The organism is Actinomycetota bacterium (assembly GCA_030017835.1).
Taxonomy (GTDB): Bacteria; Actinomycetota; Aquicultoria; order UBA3085; family Oleimmundimicrobiaceae; genus Yes70-04.
Genome location: JASEGU010000018.1, coordinates 1 through 17,296 on the forward strand (window position 1 = coordinate 1; position 17,296 = coordinate 17,296).

Genomic DNA, 17,296 nt, shown 5'->3' on the forward strand with positions numbered 1-17,296 from the left:
TGGAGATCTCGATTACTTTGGCCTCTACCTCTGGGTCGGTCTTAGAAGGCACGGTATTGGGGATGGGCGGCTTGTCCAAAAGACCTTCGAAGCCGTGAACCTGAAAACTCCTCTTGATCTCGTAAAATTGAGTTCTGGAGTAGCCCATGATCCGGCAGGCTTCGCTAACGTTTTTCAATTTCTCTGCCAGCTCTAGCATTGAGAGCTTCCTTTGTGCTACTTTTTCTTTGGCGGTCATTTGTTCCTCCTTTGAGTAAGTGTTTTTACTAAAACTATCTTATCCCAAAGGGGCAAGTGGCCGCCTCTTCAAAACCACTAGATGTCAGGTAAGCTGTTGACTAGTACATCTTGGGCAAAGGCTTCACATCCGAGCAATAGAACGATACCTTCTGAGAGAGAAAACCTTAAGGGCGGCAGAAAGAAACCGTCCATTATCTTGTAGCCACCTTCACAAAAGATCGGAATTCCCGCTGCTTTTAAAGCATTAAGGTCACGGTAGACATGGCGCTCGCAAATTTCAAGACGCTCTGCAAGAACGCTGGCCTTATGGTCACCACCCGATTGAAGGATGGTGATAAGATGAATTAGACGCTGTATCTGCCCCACTTTGTTCATAGAATAGATATTCTAGTGATATGACCACATGTCCTGCTAACATAAGTAAAGATGATGAGTTTGGGCAGTATTTCCTGTCACAATCTGTAATTTTGCTTGCAAAACAGTATCGATACTGATATCGTAAAACAAAATCGATAAATGGAGGTTTTTGTATGCAATCGGTAACTTTATCACCTAAATATCAAATAGTCATACCCAAATCGGTCAGAAAAGCGCTGGGGCTTCGCCCCGGCCAAAAAATTCAGGTGATTGAGCATGCGGGGCGTATTGAGCTCCTCCCCGAACGCGATATCAAAGAACTTCGCGGCTTTCTTGAGGGCATAAATACCGATTTTGAGCGCGAGGAAGATAGAGCATGAACATCATCGACTCATCAGGTTGGCTAACATACTTTGCAGACGCACCTAACGCCGAGCACTTCTTGATCCCGCTTGATGATCCCGATTCGCTAGTCGTGCCCACCATAACCATCTTTGAGGTCTTCAAGGTGGTTCTTAGGGAATGCGATGAAAACAAGGCTCTTCAAGCAATTGCTGCAATGCAAAAAGGGATGTTGGTGGCGCTCGGCGCAGAATTAGCGGCTACGGCCGCGAAGGTGAGCTTGGAGCAAAACCTTCCGATGGCCGACAGCATCATCCTTGCAACAGCAAAGCAGTTCGATGCCACCATCTGGACTGAGGACTCGGATTTTAGGAGTTTGCCCAATGTGAGGTACTTTCCCAAGAGATAAGTGGCTAAAACGCCGGTCTCCAGTCTCTAGACATCACGCGTGAGTTATAGAAGTCTATCGCAAAATTCTTCTCAATCAGATCCCTGTTTGGATCATCCTCGTCGATATCATCCATCTTCTCTTCCATGAATTCCTTATATTTTTCAATCTCCTCAAGGTGATCCTCATAATCTTCCATCTCATCGAAATCTTCGTCCTCAAGCTCATCTTCCAGCTTTTGAAGATTGGTGACATATTGGTCGTTTCTTAAAGCATCAGAATCGTTGTGATAGCTTTCAGCCAAAACGCTTTGACTAAAAACGATAGTGAAAAGCATAGCTAGGGCAATTATTCTTACTCCTAAAGCCCTCATGCTTTGCATTCTCCTTTTTCTGTTTTATTTTACGCTAAACTAATCCTGCTACCCCGCCAGGGGCGGGCAGGCCTCTGAATAGTTTTAGTTTTTCAGCCATAGCGGGCAAGGCGAACTTGCGCTATCTGGGGGTAGCTCTTTTTTTTCACTATCTACGTTCCACCTCCTTTAAGCGTTAAATAGGATGATATATGTCAATAAAATACGGAATACATTATTTCATTTCATAAATATCAGGCCCCCTAAATTTTGTCAAGAGGTTTTATATGATTTTTTTGAAATTAATAATTCTTATAATTTTAGATGCGGATTGAAAAAGATGATAAGAGTAAAACCGTGATTAAACTCAGATAATCTCGCCGGAGTATACGGTTTCAATTGTTCCATTGGATAGCCCAATCAGTAAACCACCAAGCTCATCGAAGCCTAGCGCCTGGCCGCTTACCTTTTTTGACCCGCTCACAGCCGTTACCGTTTGGCCCAGGGTGGCCGAGACCGCCTTTAGCTCATCCAATATGGCCAGATACTCTCCTTTGAGAAAGCGGGCGTAGGTAAGGTCTATTTCATCCAGGATCGCCCTCAAAAGACGCGCCCTATCAACCTTTGCCCCCATCTCGTCCATCAAGGTCGTCGCCTTGCCTTCAAGCTCGCTGGGAAGATAAGATGCGCTAAGGTTGACGTTTATCCCGATGCCGATGACCAGAAAGGAGACCCGCTCGAGTTCGGCCCCCATCTCTGTTAAGATGCCGGCCACCTTTCTGCCGTTTACCAGAATATCGTTTGGCCATTTAACCATCGCCTCCAGACCGGCGGCCTTACCTATGGCCAAAGCCACGGCCAGCGTCGTCATCGGGGTAAATTTTGCGGCCTCATTTACGCTTATCTTGGGACGCGCGATAAGCGAGATCCAGATGCCGCCCTCTGGCGAGTGCCAAGTGCGCCCCAGACGCCCCTTGCCCCCTGTCTGTGTCTCGGCAACGATGAGCGTCCCGTGGGCCGCCCCGTCGAGAGCATATCTTTTGGCCGCCAGGTTGGTCGAAGCGATCTTATCGAAATGATGAACCACATGGCCGAAAGATTCGGGCGGCCTTGGTCCGATCTCGGAGGCAAGCAATTTTTCGGTCACAGAAAGGAGGCGGTAACCCACCCCCGGAGCGGCCTCAATCGAGTAGCCATCTTCCTTTAAGGATTGCACGCCTTTCCAGACGGCCGTGCGCGAGACGTTTAAAGCAGCCGATATCGACTGGCCCGAGACGAAACCGCCATCTGCCTTCTTTAAGATAGTAAGGAGGCCCTCCTTCGATGACATCTATCTCCCCCCTCTGGCTCGCTTGATGAAGAGAGCCGCCAGGAATATCAGGCCCAAGATGATGAGAACTCCCCAACCAAGGCCGCCCACGATCTTGGTGAGCAAGTCCAGATTTTCGGCAAAATAAAACCCAAGCAGAATGACCAGGCTCGTCCAAATGATGACGGCGGAGATGGTGTAGGCGATGAACCTTGGGTAGCTCATCTTGGAGGCGCCGGCGAGCGGCGAGATGAAGACGCGCACCCCGGCCGCAAAGCGGCCGAAAAATACGGTCGAAGGGCCGTACCTGTCAAAGTACTCCTCGGCCTGGGTAAGCTTTCCTTCCAAAAAATTAAACCGGCTGGCGAGCCTTTCAATGAGCGGACGGCCGCCTCGATAGCCTATCAGATAGCCGACCATGTTGCCTAGGATTGAGGCGACTTGTGCAATAATCATCAGATAGACTAGCTGGAAGTGGCCGAAAGAGGCCATAAAGCCCGCAAGGAGAAGAACGGTGTCTCCCGGCAGGATGAGGCCAATGAAGAGAACATTTTCAAAGAAAAGAAAGAGGAAGGTTATCCAGTAGCCGTAGCGCAAAAATAGGTCGATCAGTGCTTTCATTCTGCCCCTTTCGTTGGGCTTCCCCTTATTGAAATCTTCTATTTCAGGATGAGATCCAGAGAGATGGCGAGCGGCACGGCCGCCTGAGTGATGGCCGAGGTCGATATCCTGTCCACTCCGCTCTTCGCATATTCTTCAATGTTACTCAAGTTTATCCCACCCGAAGCTTCGAGGATGGCCCGTCCGTGGGCCACTTTGACCGCCTCCATAACCTCACTTGGTGTCATGTTATCGAGCATGATGATATCCGCCCCAGCTTCCAAGGCCTCCTTGACCATCTCCAGACTTTCGGTCTCCACCTCAACGGCCATATCGGGATGGGCCTCCTTGGCTCGCCTCACGGCAACCGTTAAATCACCTGCCGCTTTGATGTGGTTATCCTTGATCAGAATGGCATCATAGAGGCCCATCCGGTGGTTTACTCCGCCGCCGCAGCGCACGGCGTACTTCTCAAGCGCTCTTAGGCAAGGGGTGGTCTTTCTGGTATCGAGTATCTCAGCCTTAAATGGCTTGGCCTTTTCGACGAATTTTGAGGTCGCGGTGGCGATGCCTGAGAGATGCTGCAAAAAATTTAAGGCCGTCCGCTCGGCCTTAAGAATCGAGGCGGCCTCGCCATGAACCTCGATTATGATATCGCCCGCCTCGATATGCTCGCCATCTTCGAAATTGGCTAAAAAGGTTAAGCTCTCATCGACCGCCTTGAAGGCGAACTGGGCAACAGCCAATCCGGCGAGGATGCCGTCGCTTTCGGCCAAAAAGAGACCTCTTGCGCTCACCTTTTCGACAAGAACGGCCGAAGTAGTGATGTCGCCGCGCTCCCCAAGGTCTTCGGCCAGAGCCGATAGAACCGCTCTTTTCATCTCATCTATCGGCAGCGAAGTCATCCTCTTCTCCTTGCGCTAAGATAAAATTGTAAGCCTCGCTTCCCCGGCTAAACTCTATGTGCCCCCGCCAGTCGTCGCTTGGAAGGGGAAGATCTCTGCGAAAGTGAGCTCCCCGGCTCTCCTTCCTGGTAAGGGCCGCCTCGGTTATAAGGATCGAGACGGTCAGCATATTCTGAAGCTCAAAGCCTCGAATATCACCCAAAGCGACGTCGAATATGTGGCTCATCTCCTTCAGTTTGGCCTGGGCCGATTTTAAGCCCGCTTCGTCCCTTGCCACCCCGACGAAAGATGTCATCGTCTCCTTGAGTTCATTCTGAAGCTTATCAAGATCGAGGCCGCCTTGCGCCTTGGGCCGAGTGGATACCACCTGAATATCATCGTCGATTTCGACCCCCAATATTTCATCCTTGACCGCGTCGCAGACCCGGCGGCTGAAGACTAGCCCCTCAAGTAGGGAGTTGCTGGCTAAGCGGTTGGCCCCGTGGATCCTGGTACAAGCCACTTCTCCGGCCGCATAGAGACCCTTTAGACTGCTGCGGCAAAAGGTATCGGTCATGACTCCCCCCATGGTGTAATGGGCGGCCGGAGAGACTGGTATCAGATCCTCGGCCAGGTTGTAGCCGCTCTCCAAGCAGGTCTGCCAGATAAGCGGAAACCTCTCTTTGAGTTTGGCGGCCAGGATATGTCTGGCGTCAAGGTAAGTGTGCGTCCCAAGTTTTCCGGTCTTCTCCTCAAGCTCGCTCGAAACCTTAACCATCTGGCGGGCAACAATATCTCTTGGAGCAAGCTCGGCCAAGGGGTGGACCCCAAGCATGAAGCGACTTCCTTGGCTATCCACCAAATGGGCTCCTTCACCCCGCAGGGCTTCGGTTATCAGAAACCTTGGACTCTTCTTATGATCCAAGGCGGTCGGGTGAAATTGGATGAACTCCAGATCGGCGATGGCCGCTCCCGCTCGAAAGGCCATGGCTATGCCGTCTCCGGTCGCTACTTTGGGGCTGGTGGTTATCTTGTAGACCTGGCCCGATCCGCCGGAAGCTAAAAGGACGGCTTTGGCTTGGTGGAAGATTAGTTCACCGCTTGCCGGGCTGAGCGCCAGCGCCCCAATCACCCGCTCTCCCTGAGTCAGAAGATCCAAGACGAAGATATCTTCCTCCATCAGAAGACCGGAGCAGAGCTTGACCTTCTCAACTAATGTCGTAAGAATCTCGCTTCCGGTCGAGTCGCCGGAGTGGAGTATGCGCGAAAGCGAATGACCACCTTCAAGACCCAAGTCTATCTCGCCACTTAGAGCCCGGTCGAAATCGACGCCCAAAGATATCAGATCCTCAATAGCGCCTCTCGCCTCGCCCGCCAGAACTCTCACGGCCTCCGGATCACATAGACCCGCGCCGGCCCTCATCGTATCCTCGTAGTGGAGGCGCGGGGAATCCTTCTCACCGAGGGCTGTGGCCACTCCGCCCTGAGCATACCAGGTGGCGGTCTCCTTGAATTTGCTTTTGGTCAAGATGGTGACCTTAAGATCGCCGCAGCACCTGATGGCGGCAGTTAAGCCAGCTATCCCGCTTCCGATAATCAGAAGATCGGACTGACTGCGCCTTGCGGCGGCCGTATCGAAGCTTCCAAGATATCTTGGTATCTTATTAAAAATATCGCTCAATTTGAGACTTCGCTCTCTTTTTTCATTTAAGAGGATAGCAGCCGAAACCGATCAACAGTTATCGAAGGGGGCGGTGTAGTCGCCCGCACTTATCAATCTGTTATCCGCGCTCACGTGGACTATCTTTGGAACGAACGACTTCGCTTTTGGCTCATCCATGATAGCGTAGGTAAGGACGATGATGATGTCTCCCTTGTGCATCAGGCGGGCGGCCGCTCCATTGATGCAGACGACGCCGCTGCCGCGCTCTCCGCTGATGGCATAGGTCTCCAGCCGCAAACCGTTAGTCACGTTAACCACCTGGACCTTCTCGTGATTTATGATGTCGGCAGCCTCCAAAAGCGCCTCATCTATGGTTATGCTGCCCGGATAATCGAGATTGGCCTCGGTCACAGTCGCCCTATGAATCTTGCTCTTAAGAAGCGTTCTAAACAATTCCCTTCACCCGCTTTAAAGTATTTCGATGTTATCTATGAGGCGCGCTTTACCGATTCTGGCAGCAAGGGCCATCAGTGCGCCCCCGGTGGCATCATTCTTGGGCTCAAGAGAGATGTTATCACAGATGGTTATGTATTCTAAATCAATCAGCTCTTCTTTTTCAATAATCGATTTGGCCATTTCGATGAGTCTTTTTGGATCGCGCTCTCCCCGCTCGGCCGCCCGCTTCGCCGCCATAAGGGCCCGGCTCAAGGAGGCGGCCGCCCTTCTCTCATCCCCGTTTAAATACTTATTTCTCGAGCTCATGGCCAGCCCGTCCTCTTCGCGCACGATCTCAAGAGCGATCACTTCAGTTGCAAGATTCAATTCATTAGCCATCTTCTTTATCAGGGTAAGCTGCTGATAATCCTTCTTGCCGAAGTAGGCCCCATCCGGCCCCACGATGCCAAAGAGCTTGAGAACGACGGTGAGCACCCCCTTAAAATGATTGGGCCGGCTCGCTCCGCAGAGAAGGCTTGCCAGCGGGCCAATATCGACGTAGGTCGAAAAACCCGGCGGGTAGATCTCATCTGCGGCCGGGGTAAAGAGATAATCGACCCCAACAGATTCCGCAAGCTCAATGTCCTTTTTTAAGTCTCTCGGATATGAATCCAAATCCTCATTTGGACCGAATTGAGTCGGATTTACGAAGATGCTGACGACAACGATATCGTTCTCTAACTCGGCCTCTCGCATAAGGGAGAGATGCCCCTCGTGAAAGTAACCCATGGTCGCAACGAAGCCTATGCTGCGCCCCTGGTTTCTCTCCTCTTTGAGGGCGGTTTTAAGCTCTGCGATACTTTTGATTACCTTCAAAATTACCTCTCTTGTCTAAACTAGTCTTTATGTATGCACACGAGACAAGCGCTTCGAGGAGGCGGCGGCTTAAGGTTTTGAAGCATTTACAAATTGGTTGGCCGCAGCTCCCTATAATAATTTGCTCCAGATCTTCAAACGTCAAGGTCGCTGGCCCCAAGCCCCTATTTGAACTCATGCTCGGGGCCGGGAAATTTGCCCTCTTTGACCTCTTTTACGTAATCCTCAAAAGCCCGCCTCATCTCGGCCCCCACCGCCCCAAAGCGCTTGACAAACTTGGGAGTGAACTTGTCGAAGGTTCCGATCAGATCAGGGGTGACCAAGACTTGCCCGTCGCAAGTGGGTCCAGCCCCGATGCCGATGGTTGGAATCATCACCTTCTCGGTTATCACGCTCGCGAGCTCGCTTGGGATGCATTCCAAGACGATGGCAAAGGCCCCGGCCTCCTCTAGGGCCTTGGCATCCTTTATGATCCTCTCTTTTGCCTTCTCCTCGCGCCCCTGCACTTTGTAGCCGCCGAACTGGTTGACCGATTGGGGGGTAAGACCCAGGTGACCCATGACCGGAATCCCGATCGAGGTCATCCTGTCCACCTTCTCGGCCACCACCTTGCCTCCCTCTAGCTTTACCGCCTGAGCCCCCGCTTCGGAGAGGAATCTGGCCGCGTTTTTTAAGGCCTCATCGACGGAGGCCTGGTATGACATGAAGGGCATATCGCCGACTATCAAAGCCGACTCTGCCCCCCTGGCTACCGCCTTGGTGTGGTGAATCATGTCGTCCATGGTGACCGAGAGCGTCGAGTCGTGGCCCAAAATGACCATGCCCAGCGAATCTCCGACCAGGATGACATCGACCCCGGCCGAATCGATTATCTGGGCCGATGGATAGTCGTAGGCGGTCAGCATGGTGATCTTTTCGCCGCGCGCCTTCATCTCGGCAAGACGGGTGATGGTGACCCTCTCTTTCATGATAGCTCCTTTTCAAATAGTTTTACCATTTCATTTGCCTTGTCATCCGTAATGCTCCCCTTCTTGAGCGCAATTGCTGCGGTGCGACGGCCAAGCGCGCCGTAGAGAAAAGCACTCTTAGGCCCCTTGGCCCGTAAAGCTTTAAGGTGTCCCTTTAAGGTATCGATGTCCCCCCTTGCGATCGGACCGGTCAGCGCCGCAATTGGGCCCATCTTCTTGATGTTGGCAAGCGTCCCTTCAAGGAGTGGCCAAAATATCATCTGACTATCAGACTCACTAAGGCCCGCGAGCTCATAGGTCTCTTTGGCCAGATCGATCAGGCAGACTAGATAATTTGAGACGATGCAGGCGGCCGCGTGATAGAGCGGTTTATCTTGATCGGCAACTATAACCGGAAGCCCCCCAAGAGCTGCCACTACCCTCATCAAAAATTCTTGCCCCTCTTTGGACGAGGCCGTAACGCCAAAATAGGTTCCACTAAAATCGACTATCGGCTCAGCCGCATCGGCAAAGGATCTGGTTGGGTGGAGGCTGCAAACCTCAGCCCCGGCTCGCCTTGCCGCATCGAGCACTTTTAAGGGGGTTGCCCCGCTAAGGTGCATTACCAGCTTTGCACTCTCAAAACCCCCGTTTTGGGCGATATAGTTACAGACCTCTTCGATCTGGCCATCCGGGGTGGCTATGATGATGATTTTGCCCAGTCTGGCCGCTTCGGCCATATCGCCAGTTACCAGCGCTTTTGGAAAAAGACGGGCCGCTCTCTCAAGAGAATCCTTGGCCCTGGCCGAGGCGGAAACTATTCTAAACCCCTTCTTTTGCAGGGCAAGACCGATAGAGATTCCCGCCCGGCCCGCTCCGATTATCGCTACCCTATTATCCAAATTGTGCCCCTCCCTACCGCAGGCGATCAAGCTCTAGCTGAAAAATGAAAAATCTCCTTTTGGACAGGCTAAAGGAGACGATTACCTTTGTTTTCCCGTCCCGGTCGCCAGGCGATCCAAGCGGTCTAACGAAAGATCTGGGATTCTTTTTGTTTCATTATAGCATCTCTTATCTCTTTTCAAGCTTCAATAACTCAAGTAAAATGACGATACTTTAAGTGCGCTCCATTTTGAGCTTTACGAAATAGCCAATTTGAAATGAGGTTTTAAAAGATGATACCGGAAAAGGGCGAGAAAGTTCACGTCATAATGAGAAGGCTCTTCGAGGGAGATATCCATCGCCATTTCATCGGCACCGTCATATCGGACGCCGTGGACGGAGCCGTCAGACTTCAAGATTACGTCTTCGTCTGGAACAGAACCTTCAACAAATTTGAAAGGCGCCCCGAGGAGAGGACAAGGGTCGTCTCTTTGAACGATGCCATAAACATTATAAACATCATTCCCTCTTCGGTCTTGATCGAAGACGTCCATTATGCCTCATCTGAAAGCGGCCATCTCATCATAACCGATGGGGCCGACTTCAAGATGGACGTCGATGAATTTCGATTCTCCAGCCGGGTCTGATCGGGCCCTATCCGCCGCGAAACAGAAGGATTAATCCTCCAGGCTGCCGACCAGCTCCGCCTCAGCGATTTGGTCATCTTTCAAAAAATCCTTAAGTGGCTGGCCGGAGGGGAGAAGGATATTTGGGGCAATCTCCAAGAGGGGAACGAGGACAAAGGCCCGCTCGCACATCAGGGGATGAGGGATGGTCAGATCGTCAGTGGTCATGGACTTATTTTCAAAGAGAAGGATATCGATATCTATCGTCCGCGGCCCCCACTTTATGAAGCGCTCCCTTTTAAGCAGATCTTCTATTAGGCCGAGAACGGCAAGAAGCTCTCTGGGACTAAGGCTCGTCTCGACTTCTGCGGCCATGTTGAAGAATTTGCGCTGGCCGGTCAGGCCGACGGGCTCGGTCTCATAAACCTGGGAAGAGCGCACAACCTCGATATCCTTATGCTTTCTAAGAAGCCTTATGGCCGCCCGAAGGTAGGCTTTGCGGTTTCCGATATTTGAGCCGAGCCCTAGATAGACTTGGGCCAATTTTGGTCTCCTCTTTTAGTTGTTAGTTATAAGTTTAGAGTCTTTTTTGATTATGCTCAATCATGGGTTCGAATAAACATTGATAAAACAACGTAAGAAGTTTTCTTAACTTATTTCTTGCTCGGCCAAGAAACGAAGCAAAAAATTATATAGCATATTAAAAATCTGGCGGCTGGCGGCTAATAGATCTCGCGGCGGTGGCCGACCCGCAAGATGACGATATCCTCGTCATCTAGGTCAAATATTACCCGATAGTCGCCTACCCGATACCGATACTGGCCTAACTTGTGATTTATCAGTTTGGTCGAATTTTCGAGTGGACAGGAGGCTAGTTTTTCAAGTGATTTCTTTAATCTGCGCCCAGCCACCACATCTAGTTTTCGAATATCTTTGACGGCCCTTTCGGTGTAGATGAGTCGAAAAGCCATTAAAGCTCCCCAAATACCTCATCATGGGCAAAGGTTCGACCGGCCTCGTAGTCGGCCCTGGCCTCCTTTATGCTTTCCAAATATTCAGGGCTTGCCAAAGCCATAAGATCTTCAAAAAAATCCAGATTAACCAGAGCGGAAACCGGGCGGCCCCTCTTGGTAACGAGCAGATAATCTTCACCCTCTGCCACTTCGCTTAAGACATCGCTCAGGTGCTCGCGAAGCACAGCCGCTTTTATGCTCTTAATCATACAAATCAACTCCTAATTCATTTGTACATTTCAAATTATATATTTAATATTGCTTTGTCAAGAGTGGCCTGTTAAGAACAAAATTTAAGTCGGTAGTTTCTAGTTGAAGCTTTTTGATTTTCTTTACCATATCATTTTTAGGTTACAAAATAGGGGGCTTAAGAAAATGTGCTGAAGCTGTCTGAGCCTCCCGACTTGTCGGAGGGCGAGTTCTGCAGGCACCTTAAGCACCCGTCATTTTGGAGCCGTTAAGAAAATGATCGGCCGTCCTTCTTTTGCTACTTTTCTTGAGAGCCAAGAAAAGTAGAAGAATAAGGTTTTAAGCTGAAAACAGCAGGCTGGTGGCTGAAAGCTACCCTCTCCCTACTAAGACATCGGTCATCTTGGCCACCCTTGCCATCTCCTTCACATCGTGAACGCGCACAATATCTGCGCCCTTGACGATGGAATAGGTGACGGTGGCCGCCGTTCCTTCCAGCCGATCGGTAACCTCCAGACCGAGAACCGTCCCGATGAAAGACTTTCTGGAGGTCCCGATCAGAACGGGAAATCCGAGGGTTTTGAAGTCGTCAAGTCTTCTAAGTATCTCCAAGTTGTGCTCGAGAGTCTTGCCAAATCCGATGCCCGGATCGATGATTATCTTATCCTCTTTGATTCCCGATTTAATCGCAAAAGCTATCCGCTCGGTAAAGAATGATATGATCTCATCGATGACCGATTTATATTTGGGGTCCTTCTGCATATCTCTGGGCGTTCCCAGCATATGCATGATGACAACGGCCGCTTTCGCCTCGGCCGCCACGCCTGCCATCCGCTCATCGGCCCGAAGACCACTGATATCGTTTATGATGACGGCTCCCGCTTTAAGAGCCTCCTCGGCCACTTTGGCCTTGTAGGTATCGATCGAAATGGGGATATTGAGCCGTCCGCTCAAGGCCTCTATCACCGGGGTAACCCTTGTAAGCTCATCGGCCAAGGTGGCCGGCTCGGCTCCCGGCCGGGAAGACTCGCCGCCGATGTCTATTATATCGGCCCCATCTTTCGTCATCCTTTCGGCGGCCCGAATGGCCAAATCCAGATTTAGATAGACACCGCCGTCAGAGAAGGAATCGGGGGTGACGTTCAAGATGCCCATCACCGCCGTTTTCTTCGCTGTACCGATTTCGAAGCCTTTACCCTTTATAAGGTGGCCCTCCATAACTACCCCTTTGACCGGATCAAGGTCAGGGCCTCATGACGCGAAGCCTCGTTGCTCCTAAATATGCCCCTTACAGCCGAGGTGACGGTGAGCGAGCCCGGCTTCTGGACGCCCCGCATGCTCATGCAGAGGTGTTCTGCCTCGATGATGACCAAAACCCCCAATGGGTCCAAGGCCTTCATCAGGCTATCGGCCACAGTGGTCGTCAGCCTCTCCTGGACCTGAGGACGCTTGGCCACGATATCGACCACCCTGGCGAGCTTGCTGATGCCGGTTATCTTGCCGCTCTCACCGGGGATATAGGCGACGTGAGCCCGCCCGATAAAGGGCATCAGATGATGCTCACAGACTGAATATAGGGGGATATCTTTGACCAAGACCATCTCGTCGTGGTCTTCGGAGAACATGACCTGGATTATTTCGGCCGGATCTTTTCCTAAGCCGCAGAATATCTCCTCGTACATGCGAGAGACCCGCTTAGGGGTGTCCGTAAGACCCTCGCGGTCAAGGTCTTCGCCGATGCCTTCCAAGATCAGACGAACGCCCTCTTCAACCTTCTTTCTATCCAAGAGACACCTCCAATTTTCTTAAAACTCATTAAGCCATATTATCCAGATTTTGCCAAAATATGAAAAGGCCACTTGATATATTCAAGTGGCCTTTAAAAAGCTCCTCTTATCAGCTTTCGGCCGGTCTGAGTTTGGCCGGTATGTCGATAACGCCCTTCTTGGGCTTAATCTTGGCGGGTCCGCCCCCGTCCTCTTTTGAGTCCTTTTTATCTTTAGGGCTGCTCTTCTTGAGCCTTTTCCCCTCAAGCAGGCTTAGGAGCTCCTCTTTCTCCAAGGTCTCCTTCTCTATCAAGGTCGCAGCTATCTTGTCCAGCTTCTTCCTGTGCTTGGTCAATATCTCCTTAGCCTTCTTATAGGATTCATCTATCATGCGCCTGATCTCTTTGTCTATCTCGTAGGCGATCTCGGGGCTGTAATCGGGATGGGAGGCAAAATCACGGCCCAGAAAGACCTGATCCTGCCTCTGACCCAGAGCCATCGGACCGAGCTTTTTGCTCATGCCGTATTCGCAGACCATTTTGCGTGCGAGTTTGGTCACCCGCTCCAAATCGTTCTGAGCGCCGGTTGTAACATCGCCAAAGAGCATCTCTTCGGCTACCCGGCCGCCTAGAATCATGGCCATGTCGTCCAAGAGCTCCGACCCGCTGATCAGATACTTGTCATCTGTCGGCAGGGTCAAAGTGTAGCCGAGAGCCCGGCCACGCGAGATTATCGATATCTTGTGAACCGGATCGGTATTGGGCAGCGTATGGGCGACCAGGGCGTGACCGGCCTCGTGATAGGCAATGATCTTCTTATCTTTCTCCCCCATGATGCGGGTCTTCTTCTCAGGTCCGGCGATGACCCGCTCGATGGCCTCCTCGAGCTCCCTCATCTCTATAGCCTTCTTGTTGTGGCGGGCGGCCAAAAGGGCCGCCTCATTGAACATATTGGCCAGATCGGCTCCGGTGAAACCGGGCGTCCTTCTGGCCAGTACGCTCAAATCTATATCCTTAGTCAATGGTTTGCCCTTGGCGTGAACCTTTAGTATCTCTTCGCGCCCCCTGATGTCGGGACGATCGACGACTATCTGGCGGTCGAAACGGCCCGGACGAAGCAGAGCCGGATCGAGGATGTCTGGGCGGTTGGTGGCCGCTATCAGTATCACGTTATCCTTCACATCGAAGCCGTCCATCTCGACTAAGAGCTGGTTTAAGGTCTGCTCCCGCTCGTCGTGGCCGCCGCCAAGGCCCGCTCCTCGGTGACGCCCCACGGCATCTATCTCATCCATGAAGATTATCGAGGGAGAGACGGCCTTGGCCTGCTCGAAGAGGTCGCGCACGCGCGAGGCGCCGACGCCGACGAACATCTCGACAAAATCTGAGCCGCTTATCGAGAAGAAGGGAACTTCGGCCTCACCGGCCACGGCCCGAGCCAGCAGCGTCTTTCCCGTTCCGGGCGGTCCAAAGAGCAGGACGCCCTTGGGAATCTTGGCCCCCATAGCGTGGAATTTGCCCGGCGCCTCCAGATACTCCTTGATCTCCTGCAATTCCTCGATGGCTTCATCGAGACCGGCCACATCCTTGAAGGTGACCTTGTTGTGCTCTTGGGTGAGTCTCTTTGCCCGGCTCTTGCCAAACGACATCACTCGGCTGCCACCCCCCTGCATCTGGTTGATCATGAATATCCAGACCCCGATTATCAGAATGAAGGGCAGAAGGTTTATCAGTATGAGCAGCCAAGTCGATTCCCTCTGGGGATCGACCTTGAAGGAGACCCCAGCCTCCTCAAGCCTGGCCGCAATATTATAATTCTCCTCATAATTCACCGTGAACTCTTTGCCATCTGTAAGCTTGCCTTGGATCACCTTGTCTTTGTTCTTTATCAAGACGGTATCTATCTCGCCGGCCGTGAGCTTGGCCGTGAAATCATTGAAGGCGAGATCGGTCGGCTTGGGCTGCGTGCCCATAAAGCTCTGGATCATAAATAGGACCAAAATAAGGATGAGGAAATAGAAGCCTGCACTTCTGATTATCCTGTTCAATCTATGCACTCCCTTTTTAAGTGGATTCTAGCGTAAAAAGACATGTTAACATATCCTTTGACTTGGGGCAATTTGACCTAGTCTTGCTCGCTCAGGCTCGGCTTCAAGAGGCGTATATCTCTAAGATTTCTATACTTCTCGTCGAAATCTAGACCATAGCCGACAATGAATTTATCGGGCACTTCAAAACCGCAGTAATCAATATCTATCGATGCCTTCCTTTCGACATCCTTCCTGAGCAGGGCGCAGATCTTCAGGCTAGCCGGCTTCCTCGAGAGCAGATTCCTTATCAGATACTTCAAGGTGAGGCCGCTATCTATGATGTCTTCGACTATCAAAACATCCTTGCCCTTAATATCGACGTCTATATCTTTGAGTATCCTGACCACCCCGGACGTCTTGGTTGACGATCCGTAACTGGAGACGGCCATGAAATCTATCTGAAGAGGGATGTCTATCTTGCGCACCAGATCTCCAATGAAGATGACGGCTCCCCTTAGGATGCCGACGAGCAGGAGATCTTTTTCCTTATAATCACCGGTTATCTTCTCCGCGAGCTCTTCTATCCGGCCCTCTATTTCATCGGCCGTTATTAATATCTCGCCTACCTCAGCCAGCATTCTGTCTTCCGCCCTTTTGTCCCTTTGGGATCGCCTCTATCCTTAGCATTCTCTTCGTATTATCGGTAATTTTGAAACGATCGTCCAACCGGAGGCCCACCACCCAGATTATCTCTCCGCCCGAAGTGACTATGGGAACCCTATCCCTTAAACGTCTGGCCAATTTGATATCGACGAAAAAGTCGGAAAGCTTCTTGAAGCCGGCCATGTTCAGAGGCCTGAACCTATCTCCAAAACGCCAATTCCTGATGACGAGGCTTTTCTCCAACAGGTCGGCGTCGAGGTGGGCCAAGGGGATCTCGCTTTTGGCCTTGCTCTCCTCTCTTGCGACGGCAAGTAGAGAAAGTGAGCCCTTGGCAAACTCAATTATACTACTCTTAAACTCAAAGTCTAAACCGGTGGCCAGAGCGCCATCCTCGGCTTTCAGCTCAAACTCCACTTTCTCTGCCGGGGCAAGAAGTCCTTTCTCGATTATGATGAGGTTTTCGCCCTCTTTCATGATGACCACGCCCCACGGAAGATCTCTTCTTAAAATCCCTTCCTTTAAATCAAACATCCCTTCGATGTGATCCTTTTCGATGGCTTTAAGATCGCCTTTGACCAGTTCGACGGCTAGGCGGATCACCCTCGAGCGGATTGGCTTTTTGAGCTCTTTAGCGGCGGCAAAGGGAAGTGCCGCCATCCCCTCGCTTAAAACTGCAAGCCTTTCGAACTCGATTTTAGCCAGTTCAGAAAGGAGGGCTTCGTCGCCCATGATGACCTCGATGTTGCCCAAAATCACCTCTTTTAGATTGGGATTATACGTCTCAAGAAGGGGGATCAGTTCGGCCCGCACCCGGTTCCTCAAGAAAGTCTGATCCAGATTGGAGAGGTCGAGCCTAAACCTTAATCCCCTCTCCTTAGCATAAGCCTCTATATCTCTCCTTAAGATTTCGATGAGGGGACGGATAAATATTCCCCGCTTAGGACCGATCGAGGAGAGCCCTTTAAGGCCGCTTCCCCGAATCAGGTTGATGAAGAAGGTCTCCACCCGGTCGTCGGCGCTGTGACCCAAGGCCACCTTTTGAGCGCCCATCTTCTGGGCCGCCTTGGTCATGAAATTATAGCGGACCTCCCTTGCCGCCTCCTCGATGGAGAGGCCCCTCTCTTTGGCAAAGGCGGCAACGTCGAACTCGCACGTCTCAATGGCAAGCCCCTTTCCCTTGGCTAAATCTTGGACAAACTTGGCATCGGCCTTTGATTCCTCCCCCCGCAGCATATGATCTAAGTGAAAGAGGCAAAGCTCGATGCCCAAATCGGCTTTTAGTTCTAGCAAGATATTTAAGAGTACGACCGAATCGACTCCGCCGCTGACGGCAACCATGACAAGATCGCCTGGCAAAATCATTTCAAAGCGCTCTATGGTCAAAAAGACTTTATCTTTGAGGCTCGATTGTAAGCTCTTCAAACCGACTCCCTTAACTGGCGTTATATAGACAAGGATAGATGAGTTTGGGCCGGATTTGAAGCCCGCATAGTTTGGCTCCCAGCCGCCAGACAAAATTTTAAAACCTTATGAAGAATGAGTTTTGAAAAGATCAAATAAACGAGCTTGCTAATCAAAAAATTTTGTTGAAATTTTTTTAAGGAAGCATTATGCTGATGTCGAAGAAGAAAGTAGCTGTTCTAAAAAATGCCCTTTTTTTGAAAGGAGCAAGCTATTGTCAAATGTTGTGGATCGCATTCTAAGCCACGACCCTTCCAACTAGCTTCGTAAGTTCGAT

22 protein-coding genes are annotated in these 17,296 nt (G+C 51.2%); 3 read left to right on the forward strand and 19 right to left on the reverse strand.

The window, feature by feature from the left end; translation table 11 throughout:
- Together QMD53_05355 and QMD53_05360 are read right to left on the reverse strand one after the other, a co-directional pair.
- The coding region (locus tag QMD53_05355) for a helix-turn-helix domain-containing protein (GenBank protein ID MDI6800077.1) at positions 1 to 238 on the reverse strand (238 nt) is incomplete at its 3' end.
- A gap of 77 nt (positions 239 to 315) precedes the next feature.
- The gene (locus tag QMD53_05360) at positions 316 to 615 is read right to left on the reverse strand and encodes an HTH domain-containing protein (protein ID MDI6800078.1); all 300 of its coding nucleotides are present in this window, start codon (positions 613 to 615) and stop codon (positions 316 to 318) included.
- 155 nt (positions 616 to 770) lie between these two features.
- On the opposite strand from QMD53_05360, the gene QMD53_05365 reads away from it, so the two are divergent.
- Positions 771 to 977, forward strand: coding sequence for an AbrB/MazE/SpoVT family DNA-binding domain-containing protein (locus QMD53_05365; protein ID MDI6800079.1), 207 nt, complete (start codon positions 771 to 773; stop codon positions 975 to 977).
- Entirely contained in the window at positions 974 to 1,348 is a 375-nt protein-coding gene (locus tag QMD53_05370) for a type II toxin-antitoxin system VapC family toxin (GenBank protein MDI6800080.1), read from the forward strand. The genes QMD53_05365 and QMD53_05370 overlap by 4 nt, the downstream gene beginning before the upstream one ends.
- A 4-nt stretch (positions 1,349 to 1,352) precedes the next feature.
- Here the strand turns inward: QMD53_05370 and QMD53_05375 are convergent, their stop codons facing one another.
- From QMD53_05375 to QMD53_05415, 9 genes are all read right to left on the reverse strand, one after another.
- Positions 1,353 to 1,631, reverse strand: a complete 279-nt coding sequence (locus tag QMD53_05375) for a hypothetical protein (GenBank protein ID MDI6800081.1) — start codon at positions 1,629 to 1,631, stop codon at positions 1,353 to 1,355.
- A gap of 415 nt (positions 1,632 to 2,046) precedes the next feature.
- Positions 2,047 to 3,009 (reverse strand): biotin--[acetyl-CoA-carboxylase] ligase, encoded by a 963-nt coding sequence (locus QMD53_05380; GenBank protein ID MDI6800082.1) that lies wholly within the window; start codon positions 3,007 to 3,009, stop codon positions 2,047 to 2,049.
- On the reverse strand, positions 3,010 to 3,609 hold the full coding sequence (locus tag QMD53_05385; protein ID MDI6800083.1) for a DedA family protein: 600 nt from the start codon (positions 3,607 to 3,609) through the stop codon (positions 3,010 to 3,012). It lies immediately after the preceding gene.
- A gap of 38 nt (positions 3,610 to 3,647) precedes the next feature.
- Positions 3,648 to 4,493: a carboxylating nicotinate-nucleotide diphosphorylase gene (gene nadC / locus QMD53_05390; protein MDI6800084.1), complete on the reverse strand. Its 846-nt coding sequence runs from the start codon at positions 4,491 to 4,493 to the stop codon at positions 3,648 to 3,650.
- Positions 4,471 to 6,153, reverse strand: a complete 1,683-nt coding sequence (gene nadB, locus QMD53_05395) for an L-aspartate oxidase (protein ID MDI6800085.1) — start codon at positions 6,151 to 6,153, stop codon at positions 4,471 to 4,473. Before nadB ends, nadC begins: the two co-directional genes overlap by 23 nt.
- Positions 6,154 to 6,204: 51 nt before the next feature.
- A complete protein-coding gene (locus QMD53_05400; GenBank protein ID MDI6800086.1) occupies positions 6,205 to 6,588 on the reverse strand; it encodes an aspartate 1-decarboxylase in 384 nt (127 codons plus the stop codon).
- Between the two features lie 15 nt (positions 6,589 to 6,603).
- Positions 6,604 to 7,446 (reverse strand): pantoate--beta-alanine ligase, encoded by an 843-nt coding sequence (gene panC / locus QMD53_05405; GenBank protein ID MDI6800087.1) that lies wholly within the window; start codon positions 7,444 to 7,446, stop codon positions 6,604 to 6,606.
- 164 nt (positions 7,447 to 7,610) lie between these two features.
- Positions 7,611 to 8,414 (reverse strand): 3-methyl-2-oxobutanoate hydroxymethyltransferase, encoded by an 804-nt coding sequence (gene panB / locus QMD53_05410; GenBank protein MDI6800088.1) that lies wholly within the window; start codon positions 8,412 to 8,414, stop codon positions 7,611 to 7,613.
- A complete protein-coding gene (locus tag QMD53_05415; protein ID MDI6800089.1) occupies positions 8,411 to 9,295 on the reverse strand; it encodes a DUF2520 domain-containing protein in 885 nt (294 codons plus the stop codon). The genes panB and QMD53_05415 overlap by 4 nt, the downstream gene beginning before the upstream one ends.
- A 273-nt stretch (positions 9,296 to 9,568) precedes the next feature.
- Here QMD53_05415 and QMD53_05420 point away from each other — a divergent pair, with 273 nt between their 5' ends.
- On the forward strand, positions 9,569 to 9,922 hold the full coding sequence (locus QMD53_05420) for a hypothetical protein (GenBank protein ID MDI6800090.1): 354 nt from the start codon (positions 9,569 to 9,571) through the stop codon (positions 9,920 to 9,922).
- A gap of 30 nt (positions 9,923 to 9,952) precedes the next feature.
- On the opposite strand, the gene folK is transcribed toward QMD53_05420, so the two are convergent.
- The 8 genes from folK to tilS form a co-directional block, all read right to left on the reverse strand.
- Positions 9,953 to 10,444, reverse strand: coding sequence for a 2-amino-4-hydroxy-6-hydroxymethyldihydropteridine diphosphokinase (gene folK, locus QMD53_05425; GenBank protein ID MDI6800091.1), 492 nt, complete (start codon positions 10,442 to 10,444; stop codon positions 9,953 to 9,955).
- 179 nt (positions 10,445 to 10,623) lie between these two features.
- Complete coding sequence (locus QMD53_05430; protein MDI6800092.1) at positions 10,624 to 10,872, reverse strand: type II toxin-antitoxin system RelE/ParE family toxin; 249 nt, start codon at positions 10,870 to 10,872, stop codon at positions 10,624 to 10,626.
- A complete protein-coding gene (locus QMD53_05435; GenBank protein MDI6800093.1) occupies positions 10,872 to 11,123 on the reverse strand; it encodes a type II toxin-antitoxin system Phd/YefM family antitoxin in 252 nt (83 codons plus the stop codon). The genes QMD53_05430 and QMD53_05435 overlap by 1 nt, the downstream gene beginning before the upstream one ends.
- Before the next feature lie 352 nt (positions 11,124 to 11,475).
- Positions 11,476 to 12,321 carry a dihydropteroate synthase gene (gene folP, locus QMD53_05440; GenBank protein MDI6800094.1) on the reverse strand — a complete coding sequence of 282 codons (846 nt, stop codon included), beginning with the start codon at positions 12,319 to 12,321 and terminating at the stop codon, positions 11,476 to 11,478.
- A gap of 2 nt (positions 12,322 to 12,323) precedes the next feature.
- Positions 12,324 to 12,890: a GTP cyclohydrolase I FolE gene (gene folE / locus QMD53_05445; protein MDI6800095.1), complete on the reverse strand. Its 567-nt coding sequence runs from the start codon at positions 12,888 to 12,890 to the stop codon at positions 12,324 to 12,326.
- Positions 12,891 to 12,999: 109 nt separating this feature from the next.
- Complete coding sequence (gene ftsH, locus QMD53_05450) at positions 13,000 to 14,913, reverse strand: ATP-dependent zinc metalloprotease FtsH (GenBank protein MDI6800096.1); 1,914 nt, start codon at positions 14,911 to 14,913, stop codon at positions 13,000 to 13,002.
- 77 nt (positions 14,914 to 14,990) lie between these two features.
- Entirely contained in the window at positions 14,991 to 15,533 is a 543-nt protein-coding gene (gene hpt / locus QMD53_05455) for a hypoxanthine phosphoribosyltransferase (GenBank protein ID MDI6800097.1), read from the reverse strand.
- A complete protein-coding gene (gene tilS / locus QMD53_05460; protein MDI6800098.1) occupies positions 15,523 to 16,980 on the reverse strand; it encodes a tRNA lysidine(34) synthetase TilS in 1,458 nt (485 codons plus the stop codon). The genes hpt and tilS overlap by 11 nt, the downstream gene beginning before the upstream one ends.
- Positions 16,981 to 17,296 lie beyond the last annotated feature (316 nt).

Coding starts and splice junctions, on each gene's coding strand:
- QMD53_05420 (MDI6800090.1), top strand. CDS start 9,569: ATGATACCGGAAAAGGGCGAGAAAGTTCACGTCATAATGAGAAGGCTC.
- QMD53_05370 (MDI6800080.1), top strand. CDS start 974: ATGAACATCATCGACTCATCAGGTTGGCTAACATACTTTGCAGACGCA.
- hpt (MDI6800097.1), bottom strand. CDS start 15,533: ATGCTGGCTGAGGTAGGCGAGATATTAATAACGGCCGATGAAATAGAG.
- QMD53_05380 (MDI6800082.1), bottom strand. CDS start 3,009: ATGTCATCGAAGGAGGGCCTCCTTACTATCTTAAAGAAGGCAGATGGC.
- QMD53_05365 (MDI6800079.1), top strand. CDS start 771: ATGCAATCGGTAACTTTATCACCTAAATATCAAATAGTCATACCCAAA.
- nadC (MDI6800084.1), bottom strand. CDS start 4,493: ATGACTTCGCTGCCGATAGATGAGATGAAAAGAGCGGTTCTATCGGCT.
- folP (MDI6800094.1), bottom strand. CDS start 12,321: ATGGAGGGCCACCTTATAAAGGGTAAAGGCTTCGAAATCGGTACAGCG.
- QMD53_05385 (MDI6800083.1), bottom strand. CDS start 3,609: ATGAAAGCACTGATCGACCTATTTTTGCGCTACGGCTACTGGATAACC.
- QMD53_05435 (MDI6800093.1), bottom strand. CDS start 11,123: ATGATTAAGAGCATAAAAGCGGCTGTGCTTCGCGAGCACCTGAGCGAT.
- panB (MDI6800088.1), bottom strand. CDS start 8,414: ATGAAAGAGAGGGTCACCATCACCCGTCTTGCCGAGATGAAGGCGCGC.
- QMD53_05360 (MDI6800078.1), bottom strand. CDS start 615: ATGAACAAAGTGGGGCAGATACAGCGTCTAATTCATCTTATCACCATC.
- QMD53_05430 (MDI6800092.1), bottom strand. CDS start 10,872: ATGGCTTTTCGACTCATCTACACCGAAAGGGCCGTCAAAGATATTCGA.